Genomic DNA, 16,608 nt, shown 5'->3' on the forward strand with positions numbered 1-16,608 from the left:
TTGCGGTTAGCTGTGCTTCAATGCAGGCATAATGAACTTTTCCAGCAGCGGCCTGGGGTTCTTCCAGCGGTTTAGATCACTGGCCGCCGTAAATACGACAACGGCATCGAGCGAAGGAATCACATTGATTTGCTGCCCTCCATGCCCATGAGCATAGGCGAATGGAATCCCGTTAGCTTTGGCCGTCCACCAATGATAGCCATAACGGCCATAGCCGGGACTCTCCGGGGCTAAAGGAGTCATTGAGCGGGTCAGCCACTCGGCGGAGAGAAGCCGCTCGTTTTCCCAGACACCGCCCTGCAGGCAGAGCAGGCCGATCTTCGCCATGTCCCGTGCCGTTAAATGAAGTCCGATATGACCCATCGAATGGCCTTCGGGACTGGCACTCCAGGAAACATCTTTAATGCCGAGGGGACCGAACAAGTATTTCCCGGCATACTCCGCCGCGCTCAGCCCTGTCCATTCCGTCAGCAATACGGAGAGAAGATGGCTATCTACACTACAGTATTGGAAGGTTCCGATTTTATGCTGCTCGATGGGGAGCTGCATCATGTATTTTGTCCAATTTCGGCTCTGGTGCAAGCGATGGATGAGTGCCTCTCCCATTTTAACACCTGTTTTCCAATGAAATCCAGAGGTCATTGTGAGCAAATGACGCAAGGTTAGTTGTTCCCAGAGCGGATCCAGCGTCCGGTCAGCGTATTTCCGCAAGTGTGCAGCGATGGGTTCATCCAGCTGCGGAAGGTCTCCCCGGTAACTGGCAACGCCTAGCAGAAGGGAAAGGATCGACTTGGTGGCCGACCTTAAATCATGAAGGTCGTTCGTCTCAAATCCGTTATAATAACGCTCGGTAAGCACGGCATCCTGCCGGGCTACGATGAAGCTGTTCATTTTAGGGAACCGTTGGATGATTTCTTCGTCCGCGGCACAAAGCAGGCTGGCAGCCTCCTTGCTTGGAGCAGGGGGAGTGCTGTGTAAGCCAGCGGTGTGAGCCTTGGCAGAAGGAGCGGTAATGCTGCTGATGGACTGCATGTCATTTTCTCCTTTACTCAGTCTTATATATTTATTGTAACCAGAATTAAGGATGAGCAATAATTTTGCCGATTGTATGAGTATGCTGGGTTTTGATATTTTTCAAAAAAAGTGTGCGTATGGAAGAAAGCTGTAAGGCCTGAGCTGAATATGTTACAATATAAGAGATAGGAGGTTATTCCATCAAGTCTGCGGATTGTCCGGGCTATTCGGACATGTATGGTTGCCAGCTTGATTAAACAGGAATTTCTATGGGTATGTAATAGTGTCAGGTGCCTGCCGAGAAGGCGTAATGCAGCCCAAGACTTCATGAATCAACATCACTTTTCGGCGTTCTCGAAATCGGAGCATTAATTACAAGCGTTCTGGGAGGGAATATGTATGGCAACGAAAGGTCACAATGAAGTAAAGGAAAGTCTGCGGGAGATGACCCGGATATATAAGCCGAAAGACCCGAAAAAATTCGTAAAGGAATACGTCCGGAAATATCGTATCATGGGCGGCTATGAAGAAGAATTAACGGACCTGGTTGAACATGAAATGGGCAAGCTGAATTCAGTCAACTCGTCCGTATCTTGACGCCTCCTGCTGAGTGTCAAGCACTTGCAGTCGTTCATTTAATGAGGAACAGTGGATATCCGTCTTGCAGCGTCATGCCGCAGGGCGGTTTTTTTCTGCTTATTCCTACATATATTATAACAACGCTTATTAACGGGGTGTTAAAGCTCTCGAGAGGAGACGGAAATATTGAAAATCAACCTGAAGACGAGGGAAGAAATATTAAAAATCCGGGAGGCCGGCAAAATCCTTGCCGAGTGTCACGGCGAGCTTGCCAGCCGGATCGGCCCGGGAATGACAACGCTGGAAATCGACGAATGGGTGGAGCAGTACTTGGCTGGCAGAAAAGCAACGCCGGAGCAAAAGGGGTACCGGGGTTACCCGTTTGCAACCTGTGCTTCGGTGAACGATGTCGTCTGCCATGGATTCCCGAACCATCGCCAGCTCCAGAACGGAGATATCGTGACCATTGACATCGTCGTGAACAAGAATGGCTGGCTCGCCGATTCAGCCTGGTCTTACCGCATCGGAGAGGTTAGCGGAGAAGCTGACCGGCTGCTGACCATCACGCATAAAGCCCTGGAGAAAGGCATCGCGCAGGCTGTGGCGGGCAAACGCGTGGGAGATATCAGCGCGGCGGTCCAAGGGGTGGCGAGAGAAGCAGGCATCGGCATCGTGAAGCCGCTGATCGGGCATGGCATTGGCCGGTCCATGCACGAGCCGCCGGATGTGCCGAACTTTGGGCGTGCCCATACTGGACCGCTATTGCGGGAGGGGATGGTCATCACGGTAGAACCGATCCTAACCTCCGGGGATACGGGCGCCGTCCTGTGGGATGATGACGGGTGGACGATCCGTACGGCCGACGGAAGCTTGGGCGGGCATTATGAACATACAATAGCGATAACAAAAGGAGCTCCCGTCGTCCTTACTTCCTTGTGAAGAGGACGTGCGATGGCGGTGCCTTTTTGCCAAGTATAACAAGATCTCCGTATCTAATCCGACTCCTCGTTACTCTTTATGCCAAGATGAACTAGCGTCAAACAGTGGTTTGCGGTCTGTTTTCCTTGAATATACGACGAGAACGATTGTCTTATATGCTGGCTTCCCGAAGGCTAACAGCCCTCAGGCGAAATTGGAGAGAAGGCAGAATTCAGGGGGGGCGGACCGCAAGCAGGGAGCGAAGGGGATTATAATGGAGATGTTGGCGGTAGATGGATAGGTAGATGGATAAAGTACGGGTATAGCCTTAAGTTCAGATTCAAGTACTGGTACAGATACAAGTAGAGTTATACGCACAAAGTAGAGTTACAGGCACAAAAAATACAGTTGCAAGTACAGATAGAAGTAGAGTTACACGCACAAAGCACCGTTATAAATACGGCATAAAGTGTGGTAGGTAAAGGTAAGGGTACAGTAAACAGTTAACGGGGCGGGAGTGCTGGTACGGGTCGAAACTGTAATCTATCGCTGCCGTTAGAGTTATCCTTTCGTCGAGTCGCCGTCAGTAGCAAATTGAATGGGACTGCGAATTAGAATATCTCTTGGATATCACAATAATCTAACCCAAACGGCAGAGATGTCGTTTTTTTATATTTGTGGCTTTTACTTTTCGTTGCTGGTACATATTCGATCATTTGCTAAGTGCAGCAATGATAAGGTCGGGTGTTGAGCCCAATCGGACAAACCCATCATGTACTTCGAAAGAGGCCTGCGACGGATAGCCCGAATATAACGAATCTCATTAGCGTTATATGTACATATTAGCTATTAATTTAATTCTAATGAATCTCAGTCACCTTATTTGCGGTTTATTTTCTTATTGGAGTGGTTAAGCATGAAATAACGTTACATAGCTTCGTTACATTTTAATGTTGGCTCTTTTTAGGTAAATAGCGTTCGTGAGATTCGTTAAAATGCCACGATCCCGTGCTTCAGATCTAGCACCTCGTGTTTCGTATTCCGATCTCACGACCGGCCGCGCGTCTCCATTTCGTTCGGTCGACTATCGTTCGCGTCACGTATCTCGTTCAAGGCCTTGCGTTCTCGTTCCGATCACACTATCATCCGTGTCGTGTTCTCAATTCACGACCCGGTCCCGTGCCGCGTGTACCATCCCGATCCCGGTCTCGCTCTTGATGCCGAATCCCGATCCCGAATTCAGATCCTGACCCTGATCTCAGTCCAGCTCTCCGTTTCACAGCCAGATCTTGGTCAGGTCTCCGTCTAGCTACAATCACGGGAGCACGGGGTTCGGCAGCGCAGTTTGCCACTTGCTGCCAGCGGTAATGGCTCGCTAGCCAGAGGCTTGGAGTTTTTCTGATGAATTGTGACAAGAAATTCGCTGAAATGTCGAAAATGGTTCAAAATGATTTGGCCGAGGGCAAAATGGGAAAGCGCCTCTCACAGTCTAGCGGCAAGAAACGAGGCGCAGGGGGAAACAGAAGGGTGGAAACGCTCGCAAACCTTGTTATGGCGGGCTTTTTCAGACATTTGAACAATTTGTGAACTCCCTTGATCTCATTGACAAAAGAGGGGTTCACTCTTATATTTAATAAGTGATTGTTTTAATTGACAGGATTGCAGTTTCCGTGCTAGGGCAGGAAAGTTTTTCCCCGGGCAAGGGAAAAAGCCTGTAATCATCGGAAGAATACGTAAAAGTGGGGTAGATCAATGATGAAACGGTGGAAGGCTGGGAAAAGGCTTGTTCCTTTGTTTGTTGGGCTGACGTTCTTACTGTCTGCTTGCGGTCGCGAAGACTTGTCTGCACTCAGACCACAAGGCCCGGTAGCACAAGGACAATTCGATTTGATGAAGCTGGCGATTACGATCATGCTCTCCGTGCTCGTAATTGTATTCGGTATTGCGGCCTATGTACTGATTAAGTTCCGTCGCAAGCCTGGGGATAAGGAGATGCCGAAGCAAGTGGAAGGAAATCACCTGCTGGAGATCATCTGGACAGGGATTCCGCTGATTCTCGTTCTTGTCCTTGCTGTAGCGACGGTTCAGAAAGTGTTCGCTTATGGGGAGAACTATTGGGAGGATAAGGATGCCGTTCGGGTAAAGGTAACCTCGCATTTGTTCTGGTGGGAGTTCAATTATCCGGATTACGACATTACGACGGCTCAGGATTTGATTATTCCTACGAATAAGAAAATCGCTTTTCAATTGAAGACTGCAGACGTCATTCACTCCTTCTGGGTACCTTCACTTGGAGGAAAGACGGATACGAATACCGAGGGAACGATTAACACAGCTTGGCTAGAGGCCGAGAAAGAAGGCGTTTACCTCGGGAAGTGTGCGGAGCTGTGCGGACCGTCCCATGCCTTGATGGAATTTAAGGTGAAGGCGGTAAGCCAGGAATCGTTTGATAATTGGGTAGCCGCAATTAAGCAGCCGGTTGAGCCGATCCAGGATCCTGCACTTGCTGAAGTGTTCAAGACGCAATGTCTGAGCTGTCATGCGGTAGGGGATCAAGGCGGGCCGATGGGGCCGAACTTGACGGGTATCGGAAACCGCGAGACGGTCGCGGGCATCCTGATCAACGAAGAAGGCTCGAACAAACCGTTCCCGGGCAAGCCGGTCAAAGACAATTTGATCGAATGGTTGACCAACCCGCAAGAAGTCAAGCCGGGTAACCATATGCCTTCCCCGAAGGAAGACCTTGGGCTGACGGACGAAGAAATTGAAGGAATTGCGGAGTATTTGGCTAACGTTAAGCTGAATTACTAGGTTTTCAGATTATCAGACGGCATTGATGCACAGGACTTTAAAGGGGGTACAAACCTTGGCTCACGCTCACAGTGTCAAGCGGCACAAGGGTTTGATGGATTGGTTGACAACGGTTGACCATAAGAAAATAGCCATTCTGTATTTGATTGCAGGGGGCTTCTTCTTTGGAATAGGCGGGATCGAAGCGCTATTGATCCGCGTCCAGTTATGGAAGCCAATGAATACGTTTGTAACTGCTCAGCAGTTCAACGAATTGATCACGATGCACGGAACAACAATGATTTTCCTTGGGGTAATGCCGATTATTTTTGCGATCATGAATGCGGTAATCCCGCTGCAAATCGGGGCTCGCGACGTTGCGTTCCCATTCTTGAACTCGCTCGGCTTTTGGACGTTCCTGTTCGGGGGATTGCTGCTTAACCTCAGCTGGTTTATGGGAGGCGCTCCGGACGGAGGATGGACGGCTTATGCCCCTCTATCCTCAACGACATACAGTACGACGCACGGCGTCGACTTCTATACCATTGGTCTGCAAATAGCCGGCCTCGGTACGCTGATCGGGGGGATTAACTTCCTCGCGACGATCATTACCATGCGCGCGCCAGGCATGTCCTTCATGCGCATGCCGATGTTTACCTGGACGACTTTCGTTACATCGGCGATGATTCTGTTCGCTTTCCCGGCGATTACGGTCGGTTTGGTGCTTCTCAGCTTCGACCGGATTTTGGGAGCCAATTTCTTTAACGTTGCGGGCGGGGGCAACCCTGTTCTCTGGCAGCATATATTCTGGATCTTCGGGCACCCTGAGGTTTATATCCTTATTCTGCCTGCGTTCGGGATTATTTCTGAAGTCGTGAGTACATTTTCGCGCAAGCGCCTGTTCGGATACAGCTCCATGGTATTTGCGACCATCCTGATTGCCTTCTTGGGCTTCATGGTATGGGCGCACCATATGTTTACGACAGGTATGGGGCCGGTAGCCAACGCGCTGTTCGCTATTGCGACGATGCTGATTGCGGTTCCTACAGGAATCAAAATCTTTAACTGGCTATTTACGATGTGGGGCGGACAAATTACATTCAACACGGCGAACCTGTTCGCCATCGGATTTATTCCAACCTTCGTAATGGGTGGAGTAACCGGGGTTATGCTCGGTTCTGCTCCTGCGGATTATCAGTTCCACGATACTTATTTTGTTGTAGCGCATTTCCACTACGTTATCGTAGGGGGGCTTGTTCTAGGATTGTTCTCTGGCCTGCATTACTGGTGGCCGAAAATGTTTGGTCGGGTATTGAACGAAACGCTTGGAAAAATCGAATTCTGGACGTTTATTATCGGGTTCCACTTGACCTTCTTCCTGCAGCATTTCCTAGGCCTGGTCGGAATGCAGCGCCGCGTATACACATACTTGCCTAACCAAGGCTTTGATCTTATGAACGTGTTGAGTACGATTGGTGCGTTCTTGATGGGTGTAGGGGTTATCCTATTCCTGATCAATATTGTAATTACGGCAAGAAAACCTGTAGGAGTTGAAAACGATCCTTGGGGAGACGGCCGCACCCTGGAATGGGCAATTCCGTCGCCGCCGCCGGAGTACAACTTCAAGCAGCTTCCGCTTGTTCGCGGTCTTGACGCATATTGGAAAGAGAAAATGGCTGGACATAAGGAGATGACTCCTGCTGAGCCGGTAGGTCCGATTCATATGCCATCGCCGACGATTATTCCGTTTGTCATGTCTGTAGGCTTGTTCATAGCCGGCCTTGGGTTCATGTTTACGACGGATGATTTCGGCAATAGCTTCCTGAATTTCTTGTTCAACAACTACATCGTAGTTATTATCGGTTTAGGTATCACCTTCGGCTCGATGATCGTTCATTCCCTGTACGACGATGCGGGATGGCATATTGAACCAGAAGAAATCGATGGGAAGGGGGCAGAAGCATGACCACTCTTCATGCAGAGCAAGCTACAAACAAGCTCCCCCATGAACCGGAGAAGGCAACGTTAGAAGGCCGTAATAAAATTTTAGGCTTCTGGCTGTTCCTTGCAGGGGAAGCGGTTCTGTTCGGTACGTTATTCGCAACATTTTTGACGCTGCGGAATCAAGTGGCTGATGGTCCATCAGCCTCCGAGCTGTTCAGCCTGCCGATTACCGCTGTTGCGACGTTGATCCTCCTGGTGAGTAGCTTGACGAGCGTATTCTCAATTCAGGCCATGCACCGGGGCAACGTGAAGTCGCTCTTAACTTGGCTGACGGTTACGGTATTGCTGGGCCTGGGTTTCCTATGCTTGGAAATCTATGAGTTTTATGAGTATGTTACGCATTACGGATACGGCATGACGACAAGTGCTTTCAGTTCCTCGTTCTACACACTCGTCGGATTCCACGGAGCGCACGTTATTTTTGGTATCTGCTGGATTTCGCTTTTGATCTTCCAAGTAGCGAAAAAGGGACTGACGGTGGTAACTGCACCGAAGGTATATGTCTCGGCAATGTACTGGCACTTCGTTGACGTTGTTTGGGTATTCGTCTTTACGGTAGTTTACCTGCTTGGAAAGGTGGTAGGCTAAACGATGGTCAATCAGCATAACAACGAAGGTTCAATGGTGAAGCACCGGCATCGGCATGAAGGACCTCAGAAGCATGTCGTGGCCTTCATATTCTCGATCGTATTGACCGCGATCGCATTTGCGACGGTAGCGGCAGGGGGCGTGAACACGGCGTTTACGGTCATCCTGCTGATCGCGATGGCTATTCTTCAAGTACTCGTTCAGCTTGGCTATTGGATGCACTTGAAGGATAAGGGACATATGATTCCGATCATATTCATGGCTGGAGGATTTTTTGTTGCCGGGCTGTGTATTATTGCGGCGCTTTACTGGATGTGGTGGTAAAATAAAAAGAGGCGGGCTTGTATATAAGCCCCCTCTTTTGTATATTATGGGGTTAGTTCACAATTTGGACAGAATTCCAAGCGGCGGAGGGAGTTTTTAAATTGCTGGGATTACAATATTTTAGTTTTAGTGATGTTTGGAGTCCCGTCTTTATGTCATTCATGCTGTTAATTACAGCTGGCTATTTCTTGATTGTAGGCCCGCTTAGCGAAAGGTTCCCTCATAGCGAACCGACTTCGGCGGGCCGCAAAGTGATGTTCGTTGCAGGGATGTTCTTGATGCACTTGGCCCAGGGGGGACCAGTCAATTTGCTTGGACATACGATGTTCAGCTTCCATATGCTGAGCATGGCCTTGTCCTATATCGTTGCTCCGCCGCTGCTTATGTTAGGAATACCGCCATGGATTTGGCGTTCGTTCGTACGTTTTTTTGAACGGACTCCGCTGAAGAAGCTGAAATTCATGGTTCATCCCGTCGTTTCTGCCGTCTTATTTAACGGATTGTTCTCAATCTACCATCTCCCCGTAGTTCATGATTATGTTATGCTTAACTTTGGGGTTCACCGCCTGTATTATTTAGTTCTGTTCATTGCAGCGGTACTGATGTGGTGGACGTTCGTCAGTCCGATCCCGGAACGCGCAACTCCGCAGGGCTTGAAGAAGCTTGGCTTCATTTATTTGAACATGGTACTGCTGACGCCGGCCTGCGGTTTGATCATCTTCGCCAGCGAGCCGCTTTACGCTACGTACAGCGATCCTAATATATGGGCTCAAGCGATGGGCTACTGCGTACCCGGCGGAGACCCGGCGGCGCTGCTAAGCCAATTCGGCGGGCCGGAGTTTTTCGGTTTTCTGGAGACCCGCGTAGATCAGCAGGTCGGCGGAATCCTGATGAAATTTATACAGGAGCTTATTTTTGCATCGATGTTGGCCTATGTATTCTTCCAGTGGTATCGGCAGGAGAATAAAGAGGACGAAGAAAATGAGCTGATCGCTGATGTGCCACCGCATGAATTGAATCAGGCGTAAGATCAATAAGACAATTGGAGGATGGAAATGGACCTGTTTACCCTATTCCCTACGCTAAGCACCTCTTTTATCGTTATTAGTGCCATTTTGGTAGCCATTGGCTGGGGACAGATTATTAAGGGCAAAAGAGAAGCCCATAAGAAAACGATGATCGCGGCGGCGATCGCGGCAATCATTTTCTTTATTATCTATACGTCACGTACGGCCTTTATCGGCAACACTGCTTGGGGCGGCCCGGAGTCGCTTAAGCCTTACTACCAGACGTTTCTTATTTTCCACATAGTTCTGGCGACAGTGGCTGCCGTATTCGGTATCACGACCTTGACGCTCGGCTTCAAGGAGAAGTATGCAAAGCATCGCAAGTGGGGCAAAGTTACGTCGATCATCTGGTTCTTCACAGCCATCACCGGGGTAGCTGTCTATGTATTGCTGTACGTACTGTATCCTGGCGGTCATACGAAGCCGGTATGGGATATTCTGCTTGGCACATAAGGAATAAATGGCAAGGCCTCGATCTTGAGCGGTATGCGCTTGAGAGCGAGGTCTTTTTTTTTCCAAAAAAGGGATTGACGCATGAAAACGACCCGTATATACTGTATATAATGATATACACAGTAAGCACACGTATATACACACTGAACATGAAGGATCGTCAAGATCGCAAATATAATTCTAAAGGGCGAAGAAAGGTTGATGAGTTTGAACAACACCTGGAAAGACGCATGGGTCATTTTTAAAAGAGATTTAAGGCTGGATCGGCTCTACTTGTTTTGGAACGTTCTTTTTATGATATATATGGCAGTTGCAATCGGCGCGCTGGCGACTCCATCGCCCAGAGCAGGAGCATACTTGGATCCATTGCAGGATTTTATGTTTTTCGTATTAATTCCTATCACTGGGTTCTATTTCTCCAGAAGGTCTTTTAACTATCTTAAGGAAGATTCGTATACCCGCATGCTGCAATACTACCGGACGCTTCCCATCCCTGCGATTACGGTGTTGCGCGGGCGGATCATTCAGTTGCTTACGGCGACGCTGTTTAATGGCCTGCTGTTTTATCCGGCTTATTATTGGCTCTCGGGATTCACCAGCGACTGGCTTACCGATGTGGGGAGGATGCTCGCCTTCGCTTTGACATGGACCGGATACCTCCTATTCATCAACGGAATTTATATTTACTTTGAATTTCTCAGTACAGGCCGCAGATATCTCTGGATCAGTACTCTTATCGCGCTCGCAGCAGGCATTGTGGCATTTCTGATTCACTGGTTTGACGGGAATGCACTCACATACACCCTGGAGCAGTCCAAGCGGTATTCACTCCTATCGCCGTTGATGTGGGGAATGTTGATCCTTGGTGGATTATCCTTGGCTCTATTTTGCAAAATGACGCTAAGCAAGCTGGGAAAGAGGGACTTGATATGATCGCGGAAATGATTTCCGACAGGGATAAGCCGGAGGTGAGACAGAAAGGTGTGGATCCCCATTCAAATCAATGAGAATAGTGCGGAGCCTTTATATTTTCAAATTGAGACGCAGTTGCGTTCTCTTATCGTAAGCGGGCAAATTGAAGAGGGAACGCTGCTGCCCTCTATTCGGGAATTCGCCAGCAGCTTAAAGTGCAGCGTTATTACCGTCCGGAGGGTATACCAGGACCTGGAGAATGAAGGGCTGCTGCTTACCAAACAAGGAACGGGCACCTTTGTAGCCCGGGTTGGACATAACGAGAGGAGTGAATACCGCCGAATGGTCGTGCAGGAAGCCGTCGAAGCCGCCGTAGAAGCGGGCTTATCCGTGCAATATAGCGAGGAGGAGCTGAAGGCTCTTTTTCTAGAGATCATTAAGAACAAATACCGTTCGCATATGGGGGAGGGGAGCTAGGAATGAACGAAACTTTGGCGCTGGAGCTTAAAGACGTCATAAAAAAACGGCGGCGTAGAATGATTGGGCCAGTCAATCTCCAGATTCCCCAGGGACACATCGTCGCGCTGGTTGGGTCTAACGGTTCTGGGAAAAGTACGATTCTCCACATGCTGACTCGGAGCCTTATTCCGGATGAAGGGGAAATCAGGTGGTTTGGGGACAAGAGCGCCGGCGATTTGCCGCAGGAAATCAGAAGCAGGATTGCCTATGTGTCGGAGAATCCGCTAGTAGAGGAAAACTACCAGACCGCGGAGCAGGCCGCGAGCTTCCGGGCTCACTGGTATCCATCCTGGGATCAAAAGAAATTTGAACGCTTGATGACACACTTTGAGGTGCCGCGAAATGAACGGCTAAACCGCATGTCCAAGGGGGAGCGCCGTAAATTTGAGGTTGCTGCTGCCCTGGCCGCAAGCCCCAAGCTGCTTATTCTCGATGAACTATCGTCCGGGCTTGATCCATTTATCTGGAAGGATATGCTCGCAGAGCTTCAGTATAGCATGCTGGAAGAGGATGTTACCATCATCATGGCGACCCATGTCGTAGAGGAAGTAAGACGGCTTGCCGACTACATTGTATTGGTGCATCAGGGTAAGGTGCTGGGCATGGCGGAGAAAGACCTGCTCTACGGAAGCTGCTATGAGGTATGGGTTCGCGGTGATTTAGGCGAATGGACGGGAAGGCCTGAGCTCATTCGGTGCGATGAGGATGAGCAGTCGATGCATAAATTGATCGTCCGGGATGAAGCTTTTATGAGTGAACTCCAGCAGTCCAAGGATCTTCAGGTATTGCGGACCCGGGCCCTTGAATTGGAAGAGGTGCTCCAACTATGGATCCAAGGGCACGCACCGGAACATAGATGATATTTATTTATGGAATTGATAGAAATAGAGGCATGGAACAAGGAGGCTGAAACGATGGCTAAACCATTGGTATTGGAACAGGTAACGAAGCAGTTCGGGGAGAAAACGGCGGTAAACGGCATTTCCCTCCAAGTCGAGGAGGGAGAAATATACGGGCTCCTTGGCGGCAATGGAGCAGGTAAAACAACGACTATGCGGATGGTGCTCGGGTTAATATACCCCGATGCGGGGCGAATTCTCTACCATGGGCAGGAATACAGCAGCGAATTGCAGCACAAGATGGGTTATTTGCCGGAGGAACGAGGTTTATATCCGAAAGTAAAGGTCAGTGATCAAATCATTTATTTGGCCCGGCTGAAGGGAATGTCGGCTCAAGAGGCGGACAAAAGTCTGCGTTACTGGCTGGAACGCTTCGAGGTGCCGGATTATTATAACAAGAAAATTGAAGAGCTCTCCAAAGGGAACCAGCAAAAAATGGGCTTTATCGCAGCTGTCGTACATAAGCCCAAGGTGCTGATCCTGGATGAAGCCTTCAGCGGACTTGATCCGGTTAATGTCGAACTGCTTAAAGAGACTGTAAAAGAGCTGCGGGATGGAGGAACGAGCATCCTGTTCTCTACCCACCGCATGGAGCACGTGGAGGAGCTGTGCAGCAATATTACGATTCTGCAGCGTTCCAATACAGTACTGCAAGGGAATATTCAGGACATCAAGAAGCGCTATCCGCGCGAGGAGGTTCTTCTTCATACGACGGGAACGGTTTCCGGCCTGGAGGCCATCCCGGGGGTAGTGCGGGTTGAACACCGCGAGCGCGGCTATTCCATCCGGATTTCCGATGTAGCGGCCGCTCAGGACATTTTGCGCCGGGCGATGGAAGAGAGCACAGTTGAGCATTTTGAAATCAAGGAACCGACGTTGAATCAAATCTTTATTAAAGAGGTAGGTGAGTCGCATGAATAAACTGCTGCCGATCATTAATTTCACCTTTGCCAATAAGGTCAAGACGAAATCATTTGTCGTTACTACCGTTATTTTTGCCCTGCTGCTATCCATCGGTATTCATGTGCCGTATCTGATTCAAATATTCTCGGGAAACGAGGGCGCTGCAAGTTCCCAAATTGGCCTTGTCTATGGCAACCAGCCTGAGATTGCAGCGTCGCTGGAGGCGTTTATCGACAAGCAGCCGGATGGCAAAATCAAGCTCGTGAAATACGAGCAAGCGAATGATCAGGCGCTCATGAACGATATCGAGAACGGAACGATCAAGGGATACCTGGAGTTCGGCGAGGCTGAAGGGCTGCAATTTCCGAAGGTTATGTACACCTCTAAGAAGAACAGCATGGATTTAACGCTTCACTCGACGCTCCAGCCCGCACTGGAGAACGTGAAAATGCAATACGTCACTCGTGGAAGCTCCCTAACCGAGGAGCAAATCGCGGCGATAAGCGCTCCAGTTATCGTCGAAGAGCTGAAGGCTGAACAGGCCGCAGGGACGGGCAGTACTGCCGTTGCAAATGAAGGCTCTAAGACGGCTGCGGTCAATTACGTTATTGTATATGGGCTTATCATTCTGTTCTTCATGACCAATATGATGACAGGCAACATGATTGCTGCTGAGGTAACTTCTGAGAAAAGCTCGCGGATCATGGAGATTCTGGTAACGAGCGTTTCACCGCTGACGCAAATGTTCGGCAAAATTCTAGGCATGTTCCTGGTCGGTCTGCTGCAGATCGCCATCTTCATCGCCGTAGTTGCCATCAACCTTGCATTGCCGTACAATCAGGCATCCTTGGGCGAGTTGAATTTGGATTTATCGCAAATGGATCTATCCATTCTGCTTGTTGGACTTATTTTCTATATTCTGGGCTATTTCCTCTATGCAACTTTGTACGCAGCGGTTGGCTCCATTGTCAGCCGCACGGAGGATCTTGGCCAGGCGGTGATGCCGATCACGATGCTATCTCTGGCAGCATTCTATGTGGCGATGTTTAGCTTATCGTCTCCGAATTCCCTTCTGCTCAAGGTGTGCTCTTACATTCCGTTCGTGTCTCCCGTCACGATCCTGCTGCGGTATGGCGCAGGGGATGCAACGCTGCTGGAGATAGGGCTGTCTCTGCTGGTCCTTATTGTCGCTATTGTCTTCTTCAGCTGGCTGGCCGCCAAGATTTACCGTACGGGAGTCCTGCTGTACGGCAAGCGTCCGACGATGAAGGAGCTGCGCAAAGCGATGAAGGCGTACAAGATTTAAATCGTGTGAATTTTAAAAATATCGTTGTAAACAAAGGAGAAGATGAACATGAAAAATTGGAAACGATCGCTCTTATCCCTCTTTATTTCTGTAGGCTTGCTTGCTGCGGCGGCCCCGGCTATGGCTGCTCCACAGCCAGCTTCGGTCAAGATCAACAACCAAAACGTTGAATTCGCGACAAATGCGCCTATTGTTGATCAAGGAACTACGATGGTGCCGCTGAGATCAACGCTTCAAGCAATGAATGTTCAATTAAGCGATGTACAGGATAGTACGATTCATGTCGTGATGGACGGCAAGGAGATTGTGCTGAACAGCAAGACAGAGCTGATTAACGGCGATACGTACGCGCCGATTAGAATCGTCGGCGAAGCGGCAGGCTATAAGGTGCATTGGGATCAGCAATCCCGCACAGTGTTTCTTATCTCCGAAGCTACGGGAGAAGGTGCCCGCGGCTTCATGTGGGAAGTCAAACATGACGGCAATACGGTCTATCTGGTAGGATCGATGCATATTGCGGACGACAGCTTTTATCCGCTGCGTTCGGAATTCGAGGATGCTTTTGCCGAAGCGGATTATTTGGGGGTAGAAATTGACCTTAGCAAGGCTGCTGATGAAGCCAATCAGAAGCTGATCTTGGATGTGGGAATGTATCAGGACGGTACGACTTTGAAGGATCATGTGTCCAAGGAGACATATGCAAAGCTTCAGGATATTTTGCAGCAGAACGGCCTGGAGCCAAACGCCTTTGATGTCTTCAAGCCATGGGTCGTCGAGAGTACCATCAGCACGCTTAAATCGATGCAGTCAGGTTATGAAGCCTCTGCCGGAATAGACCTGTATTTCATCCAGAAAGCCATAGAACGCAAGCTGCCGGTGCTGGAACTGGAAACCTACGAGTCCCAGCTGAGCATGCTCGACGGGTTCTCCAGCGAATTGCAGGAGAAAAACCTAAATACCGCCTTGGATAACTTCGATGTTTCAGCTGAACTTGTGGACGATATGGCCGATATGTGGAAATCAGGGGATGATCAGAAACTGCTTGAGTTCACCGAGAGCATGATCGAGGATCCGGAGTATTACAAAGCGATGCTGACCGACCGGAATATCGTTATGGCCGATAAAATCGATGGATACCTGAAAAGCGACAAGAAAGCGGAATATTTCATTGTAGTTGGCGCCGCGCATTTCGCCGGCAAAGACGGCATCGTTCAGTTGCTGCAGGATAAAGGCTATTCCGTCGTTCGCAAATGAGCGTTCGGATAATCTTGCCAAGGCTACTAAGGTAAGTTATAGTGAAAGTAACTGAATATGGAGTGCGGGTGCTGGATAAAGTCCGGCTGAGATTGGAACCTGATGTTCCGGACCGTTAATCTGATCCAGGTAATGCTGGCGTAGAGAACATATCGAATTTAAAGCCATTCGTGTATTCTCGAATGGCTTTTTTGTGTCTTGCAGCCGGTAAATACAAAACGGAGGTAGAGTTGGCAGATGAGAGATTTTCGTTTGTACGCTATTACCGATGAAAGAAGCCATCCTGGCAGGGAGCTTGTCGAAGTGATGGAGGAGGCTATTCTTGGCGGCGCAGATATCGTGCAGCTTCGGGACAAGCACAGTGATCGGAAAGCCGTGCTGGAGAAGGCAAAGCGGCTTCGCGAATTGACCCGCAGGTATGATGTCCCTTTTATCGTCAACGATTATATTGATATTGCGCTTGAGGTAGATGCGGACGGCATTCATCTGGGCCAGGGCGACACGCCGCTTCCTGCGGCCAGGGAGCTGGTCGGCGGCAAAATCATCGGCATTTCCACGCATGCGATCGAGGAGGCGCTGCTGGCAGAACAGCAGGGAGCGGACTATATCGGCGTTGGTCCCGTATACCCGACGGCTACGAAGGCGGGTGCAGCACCAGTAACGCTTTCCTATGTTCGCGAGGTAGCGGAGAAAATTCGCATTCCGTTTGTGGCGATCGGCGGCATCAAGCTGCATAATGCAGATGAAGTGATCGCGGCCGGGGCAACGCGAATCTGCGCGGTGACCGAAATTGTAGGTAATCCGGACGTGCGAGGGACGTGCGAGGCTTTTATTCGCAAATTAGAGCAAGGGGGAACGGCTCATGGGAAATACGCACAGCGTTGAGCTGAAGGTGAATGGTGTTAAGCACTGCTTGCAGGCGGGAACTGTTCAAGATGTTGTCGCCCATTTTGGCTTGACGGGCAAGCCGGTTATCGTGGAAGCGGACGGTGTGATTTTGACCCCTGAGCAGTGGGCGGATACAACGGTGTCTTCAGGGATGGTTATCGAGCTGGTTCATTTTGTGGGAGGGGGTTAA

The 16,608-nt window shown here is 49.7% G+C and carries 17 protein-coding genes and 1 riboswitch; of the genes, 16 read left to right on the plus strand and 1 reads right to left on the minus strand.

The genetic code is table 11. The features are described from left to right. Positions 1-6: 6 nt before the first annotated feature. Positions 7-1,032 carry a serine hydrolase domain-containing protein gene (locus GNP95_RS16005; protein WP_155611863.1) on the minus strand — a complete coding sequence of 342 codons (1,026 nt, stop codon included), beginning with the start codon at positions 1,030-1,032 and terminating at the stop codon, positions 7-9. A 381-nt stretch (positions 1,033-1,413) separates the two neighbouring features. Here GNP95_RS16005 and GNP95_RS16010 point away from each other — a divergent pair, with 381 nt between their 5' ends. From GNP95_RS16010 to thiS, 16 genes are all read left to right on the plus strand, one after another. Continuing rightward, positions 1,414-1,611 carry a hypothetical protein gene (locus GNP95_RS16010; protein ID WP_155611864.1) on the plus strand — a complete coding sequence of 66 codons (198 nt, stop codon included), beginning with the start codon at positions 1,414-1,416 and terminating at the stop codon, positions 1,609-1,611. 168 nt (positions 1,612-1,779) lie between these two features. Continuing rightward, positions 1,780-2,532 (plus strand): type I methionyl aminopeptidase, encoded by a 753-nt coding sequence (gene map / locus GNP95_RS16015; RefSeq protein WP_155611865.1) that lies wholly within the window; start codon positions 1,780-1,782, stop codon positions 2,530-2,532. A 1,731-nt stretch (positions 2,533-4,263) separates the two neighbouring features. After that, a complete protein-coding gene (gene coxB, locus GNP95_RS16020; RefSeq protein ID WP_155611866.1) occupies positions 4,264-5,322 on the plus strand; it encodes a cytochrome c oxidase subunit II in 1,059 nt (352 codons plus the stop codon). Positions 5,323-5,416: 94 nt separating this feature from the next. Further along, positions 5,417-7,267, plus strand: a complete 1,851-nt coding sequence (ctaD, locus tag GNP95_RS16025) for a cytochrome c oxidase subunit I (protein ID WP_196427213.1) — start codon at positions 5,417-5,419, stop codon at positions 7,265-7,267. Further along, positions 7,264-7,893 (plus strand): cytochrome c oxidase subunit 3, encoded by a 630-nt coding sequence (locus GNP95_RS16030; RefSeq protein ID WP_155611868.1) that lies wholly within the window; start codon positions 7,264-7,266, stop codon positions 7,891-7,893. The genes ctaD and GNP95_RS16030 overlap by 4 nt, the downstream gene beginning before the upstream one ends. A 3-nt stretch (positions 7,894-7,896) precedes the next feature. Next, positions 7,897-8,217, plus strand: coding sequence for a cytochrome C oxidase subunit IV family protein (locus tag GNP95_RS16035; protein ID WP_155611869.1), 321 nt, complete (start codon positions 7,897-7,899; stop codon positions 8,215-8,217). 101 nt (positions 8,218-8,318) lie between these two features. Beyond that, positions 8,319-9,245: a cytochrome c oxidase assembly factor CtaG gene (gene ctaG / locus GNP95_RS16040; RefSeq protein WP_155611870.1), complete on the plus strand. Its 927-nt coding sequence runs from the start codon at positions 8,319-8,321 to the stop codon at positions 9,243-9,245. A gap of 27 nt (positions 9,246-9,272) precedes the next feature. Beyond that, positions 9,273-9,737, plus strand: coding sequence for a DUF420 domain-containing protein (locus tag GNP95_RS16045; RefSeq protein WP_155611871.1), 465 nt, complete (start codon positions 9,273-9,275; stop codon positions 9,735-9,737). A gap of 201 nt (positions 9,738-9,938) precedes the next feature. After that, complete coding sequence (locus GNP95_RS16050) at positions 9,939-10,670, plus strand: hypothetical protein (protein ID WP_155611872.1); 732 nt, start codon at positions 9,939-9,941, stop codon at positions 10,668-10,670. 48 nt (positions 10,671-10,718) lie between these two features. Further along, positions 10,719-11,126 (plus strand): GntR family transcriptional regulator, encoded by a 408-nt coding sequence (locus GNP95_RS16055; RefSeq protein ID WP_330163473.1) that lies wholly within the window; start codon positions 10,719-10,721, stop codon positions 11,124-11,126. Positions 11,127-11,128: 2 nt separating this feature from the next. Next, on the plus strand, positions 11,129-12,028 hold the full coding sequence (locus GNP95_RS16060; protein WP_155611873.1) for an ATP-binding cassette domain-containing protein: 900 nt from the start codon (positions 11,129-11,131) through the stop codon (positions 12,026-12,028). Between the two features lie 54 nt (positions 12,029-12,082). Beyond that, positions 12,083-12,988, plus strand: coding sequence for an ABC transporter ATP-binding protein (locus GNP95_RS16065; protein ID WP_155611874.1), 906 nt, complete (start codon positions 12,083-12,085; stop codon positions 12,986-12,988). Next, a complete protein-coding gene (locus tag GNP95_RS16070) occupies positions 12,981-14,276 on the plus strand; it encodes an ABC transporter permease (RefSeq protein ID WP_155611875.1) in 1,296 nt (431 codons plus the stop codon). Before GNP95_RS16065 ends, GNP95_RS16070 begins: the two co-directional genes overlap by 8 nt. A gap of 48 nt (positions 14,277-14,324) precedes the next feature. Continuing rightward, complete coding sequence (locus GNP95_RS16075) at positions 14,325-15,530, plus strand: TraB/GumN family protein (RefSeq protein ID WP_155611876.1); 1,206 nt, start codon at positions 14,325-14,327, stop codon at positions 15,528-15,530. Positions 15,531-15,584: 54 nt separating this feature from the next. Beyond that, positions 15,585-15,694, plus strand: a riboswitch (TPP riboswitch). Between the two features lie 73 nt (positions 15,695-15,767). Continuing rightward, positions 15,768-16,415, plus strand: a complete 648-nt coding sequence (thiE, locus tag GNP95_RS16080; protein WP_155611877.1) for a thiamine phosphate synthase — start codon at positions 15,768-15,770, stop codon at positions 16,413-16,415. Next, positions 16,393-16,608: a sulfur carrier protein ThiS gene (gene thiS, locus GNP95_RS16085; protein WP_155611878.1), complete on the plus strand. Its 216-nt coding sequence runs from the start codon at positions 16,393-16,395 to the stop codon at positions 16,606-16,608. The genes thiE and thiS overlap by 23 nt, the downstream gene beginning before the upstream one ends.

Origin of the sequence: Paenibacillus woosongensis (assembly GCF_009725165.1) — a bacterium.
In the GTDB taxonomy this organism is placed as follows: domain Bacteria; phylum Bacillota; class Bacilli; order Paenibacillales; family Paenibacillaceae; genus Fontibacillus; species Fontibacillus woosongensis.

Coding starts and splice junctions, on each gene's coding strand:
- GNP95_RS16065 (WP_155611874.1), top strand. CDS start 12,083: ATGGCTAAACCATTGGTATTGGAACAGGTAACGAAGCAGTTCGGGGAG.
- GNP95_RS16005 (WP_155611863.1), bottom strand. CDS start 1,032: ATGCAGTCCATCAGCAGCATTACCGCTCCTTCTGCCAAGGCTCACACC.
- GNP95_RS16045 (WP_155611871.1), top strand. CDS start 9,273: ATGGACCTGTTTACCCTATTCCCTACGCTAAGCACCTCTTTTATCGTT.
- thiS (WP_155611878.1), top strand. CDS start 16,393: ATGGGAAATACGCACAGCGTTGAGCTGAAGGTGAATGGTGTTAAGCAC.
- GNP95_RS16010 (WP_155611864.1), top strand. CDS start 1,414: ATGGCAACGAAAGGTCACAATGAAGTAAAGGAAAGTCTGCGGGAGATG.
- ctaD (WP_196427213.1), top strand. CDS start 5,417: ATGGATTGGTTGACAACGGTTGACCATAAGAAAATAGCCATTCTGTAT.
- thiE (WP_155611877.1), top strand. CDS start 15,768: ATGAGAGATTTTCGTTTGTACGCTATTACCGATGAAAGAAGCCATCCT.
- GNP95_RS16060 (WP_155611873.1), top strand. CDS start 11,129: ATGAACGAAACTTTGGCGCTGGAGCTTAAAGACGTCATAAAAAAACGG.
- GNP95_RS16030 (WP_155611868.1), top strand. CDS start 7,264: ATGACCACTCTTCATGCAGAGCAAGCTACAAACAAGCTCCCCCATGAA.
- GNP95_RS16035 (WP_155611869.1), top strand. CDS start 7,897: ATGGTCAATCAGCATAACAACGAAGGTTCAATGGTGAAGCACCGGCAT.
- GNP95_RS16070 (WP_155611875.1), top strand. CDS start 12,981: ATGAATAAACTGCTGCCGATCATTAATTTCACCTTTGCCAATAAGGTC.
- coxB (WP_155611866.1), top strand. CDS start 4,264: ATGATGAAACGGTGGAAGGCTGGGAAAAGGCTTGTTCCTTTGTTTGTT.
- GNP95_RS16050 (WP_155611872.1), top strand. CDS start 9,939: ATGAGTTTGAACAACACCTGGAAAGACGCATGGGTCATTTTTAAAAGA.
- GNP95_RS16075 (WP_155611876.1), top strand. CDS start 14,325: ATGAAAAATTGGAAACGATCGCTCTTATCCCTCTTTATTTCTGTAGGC.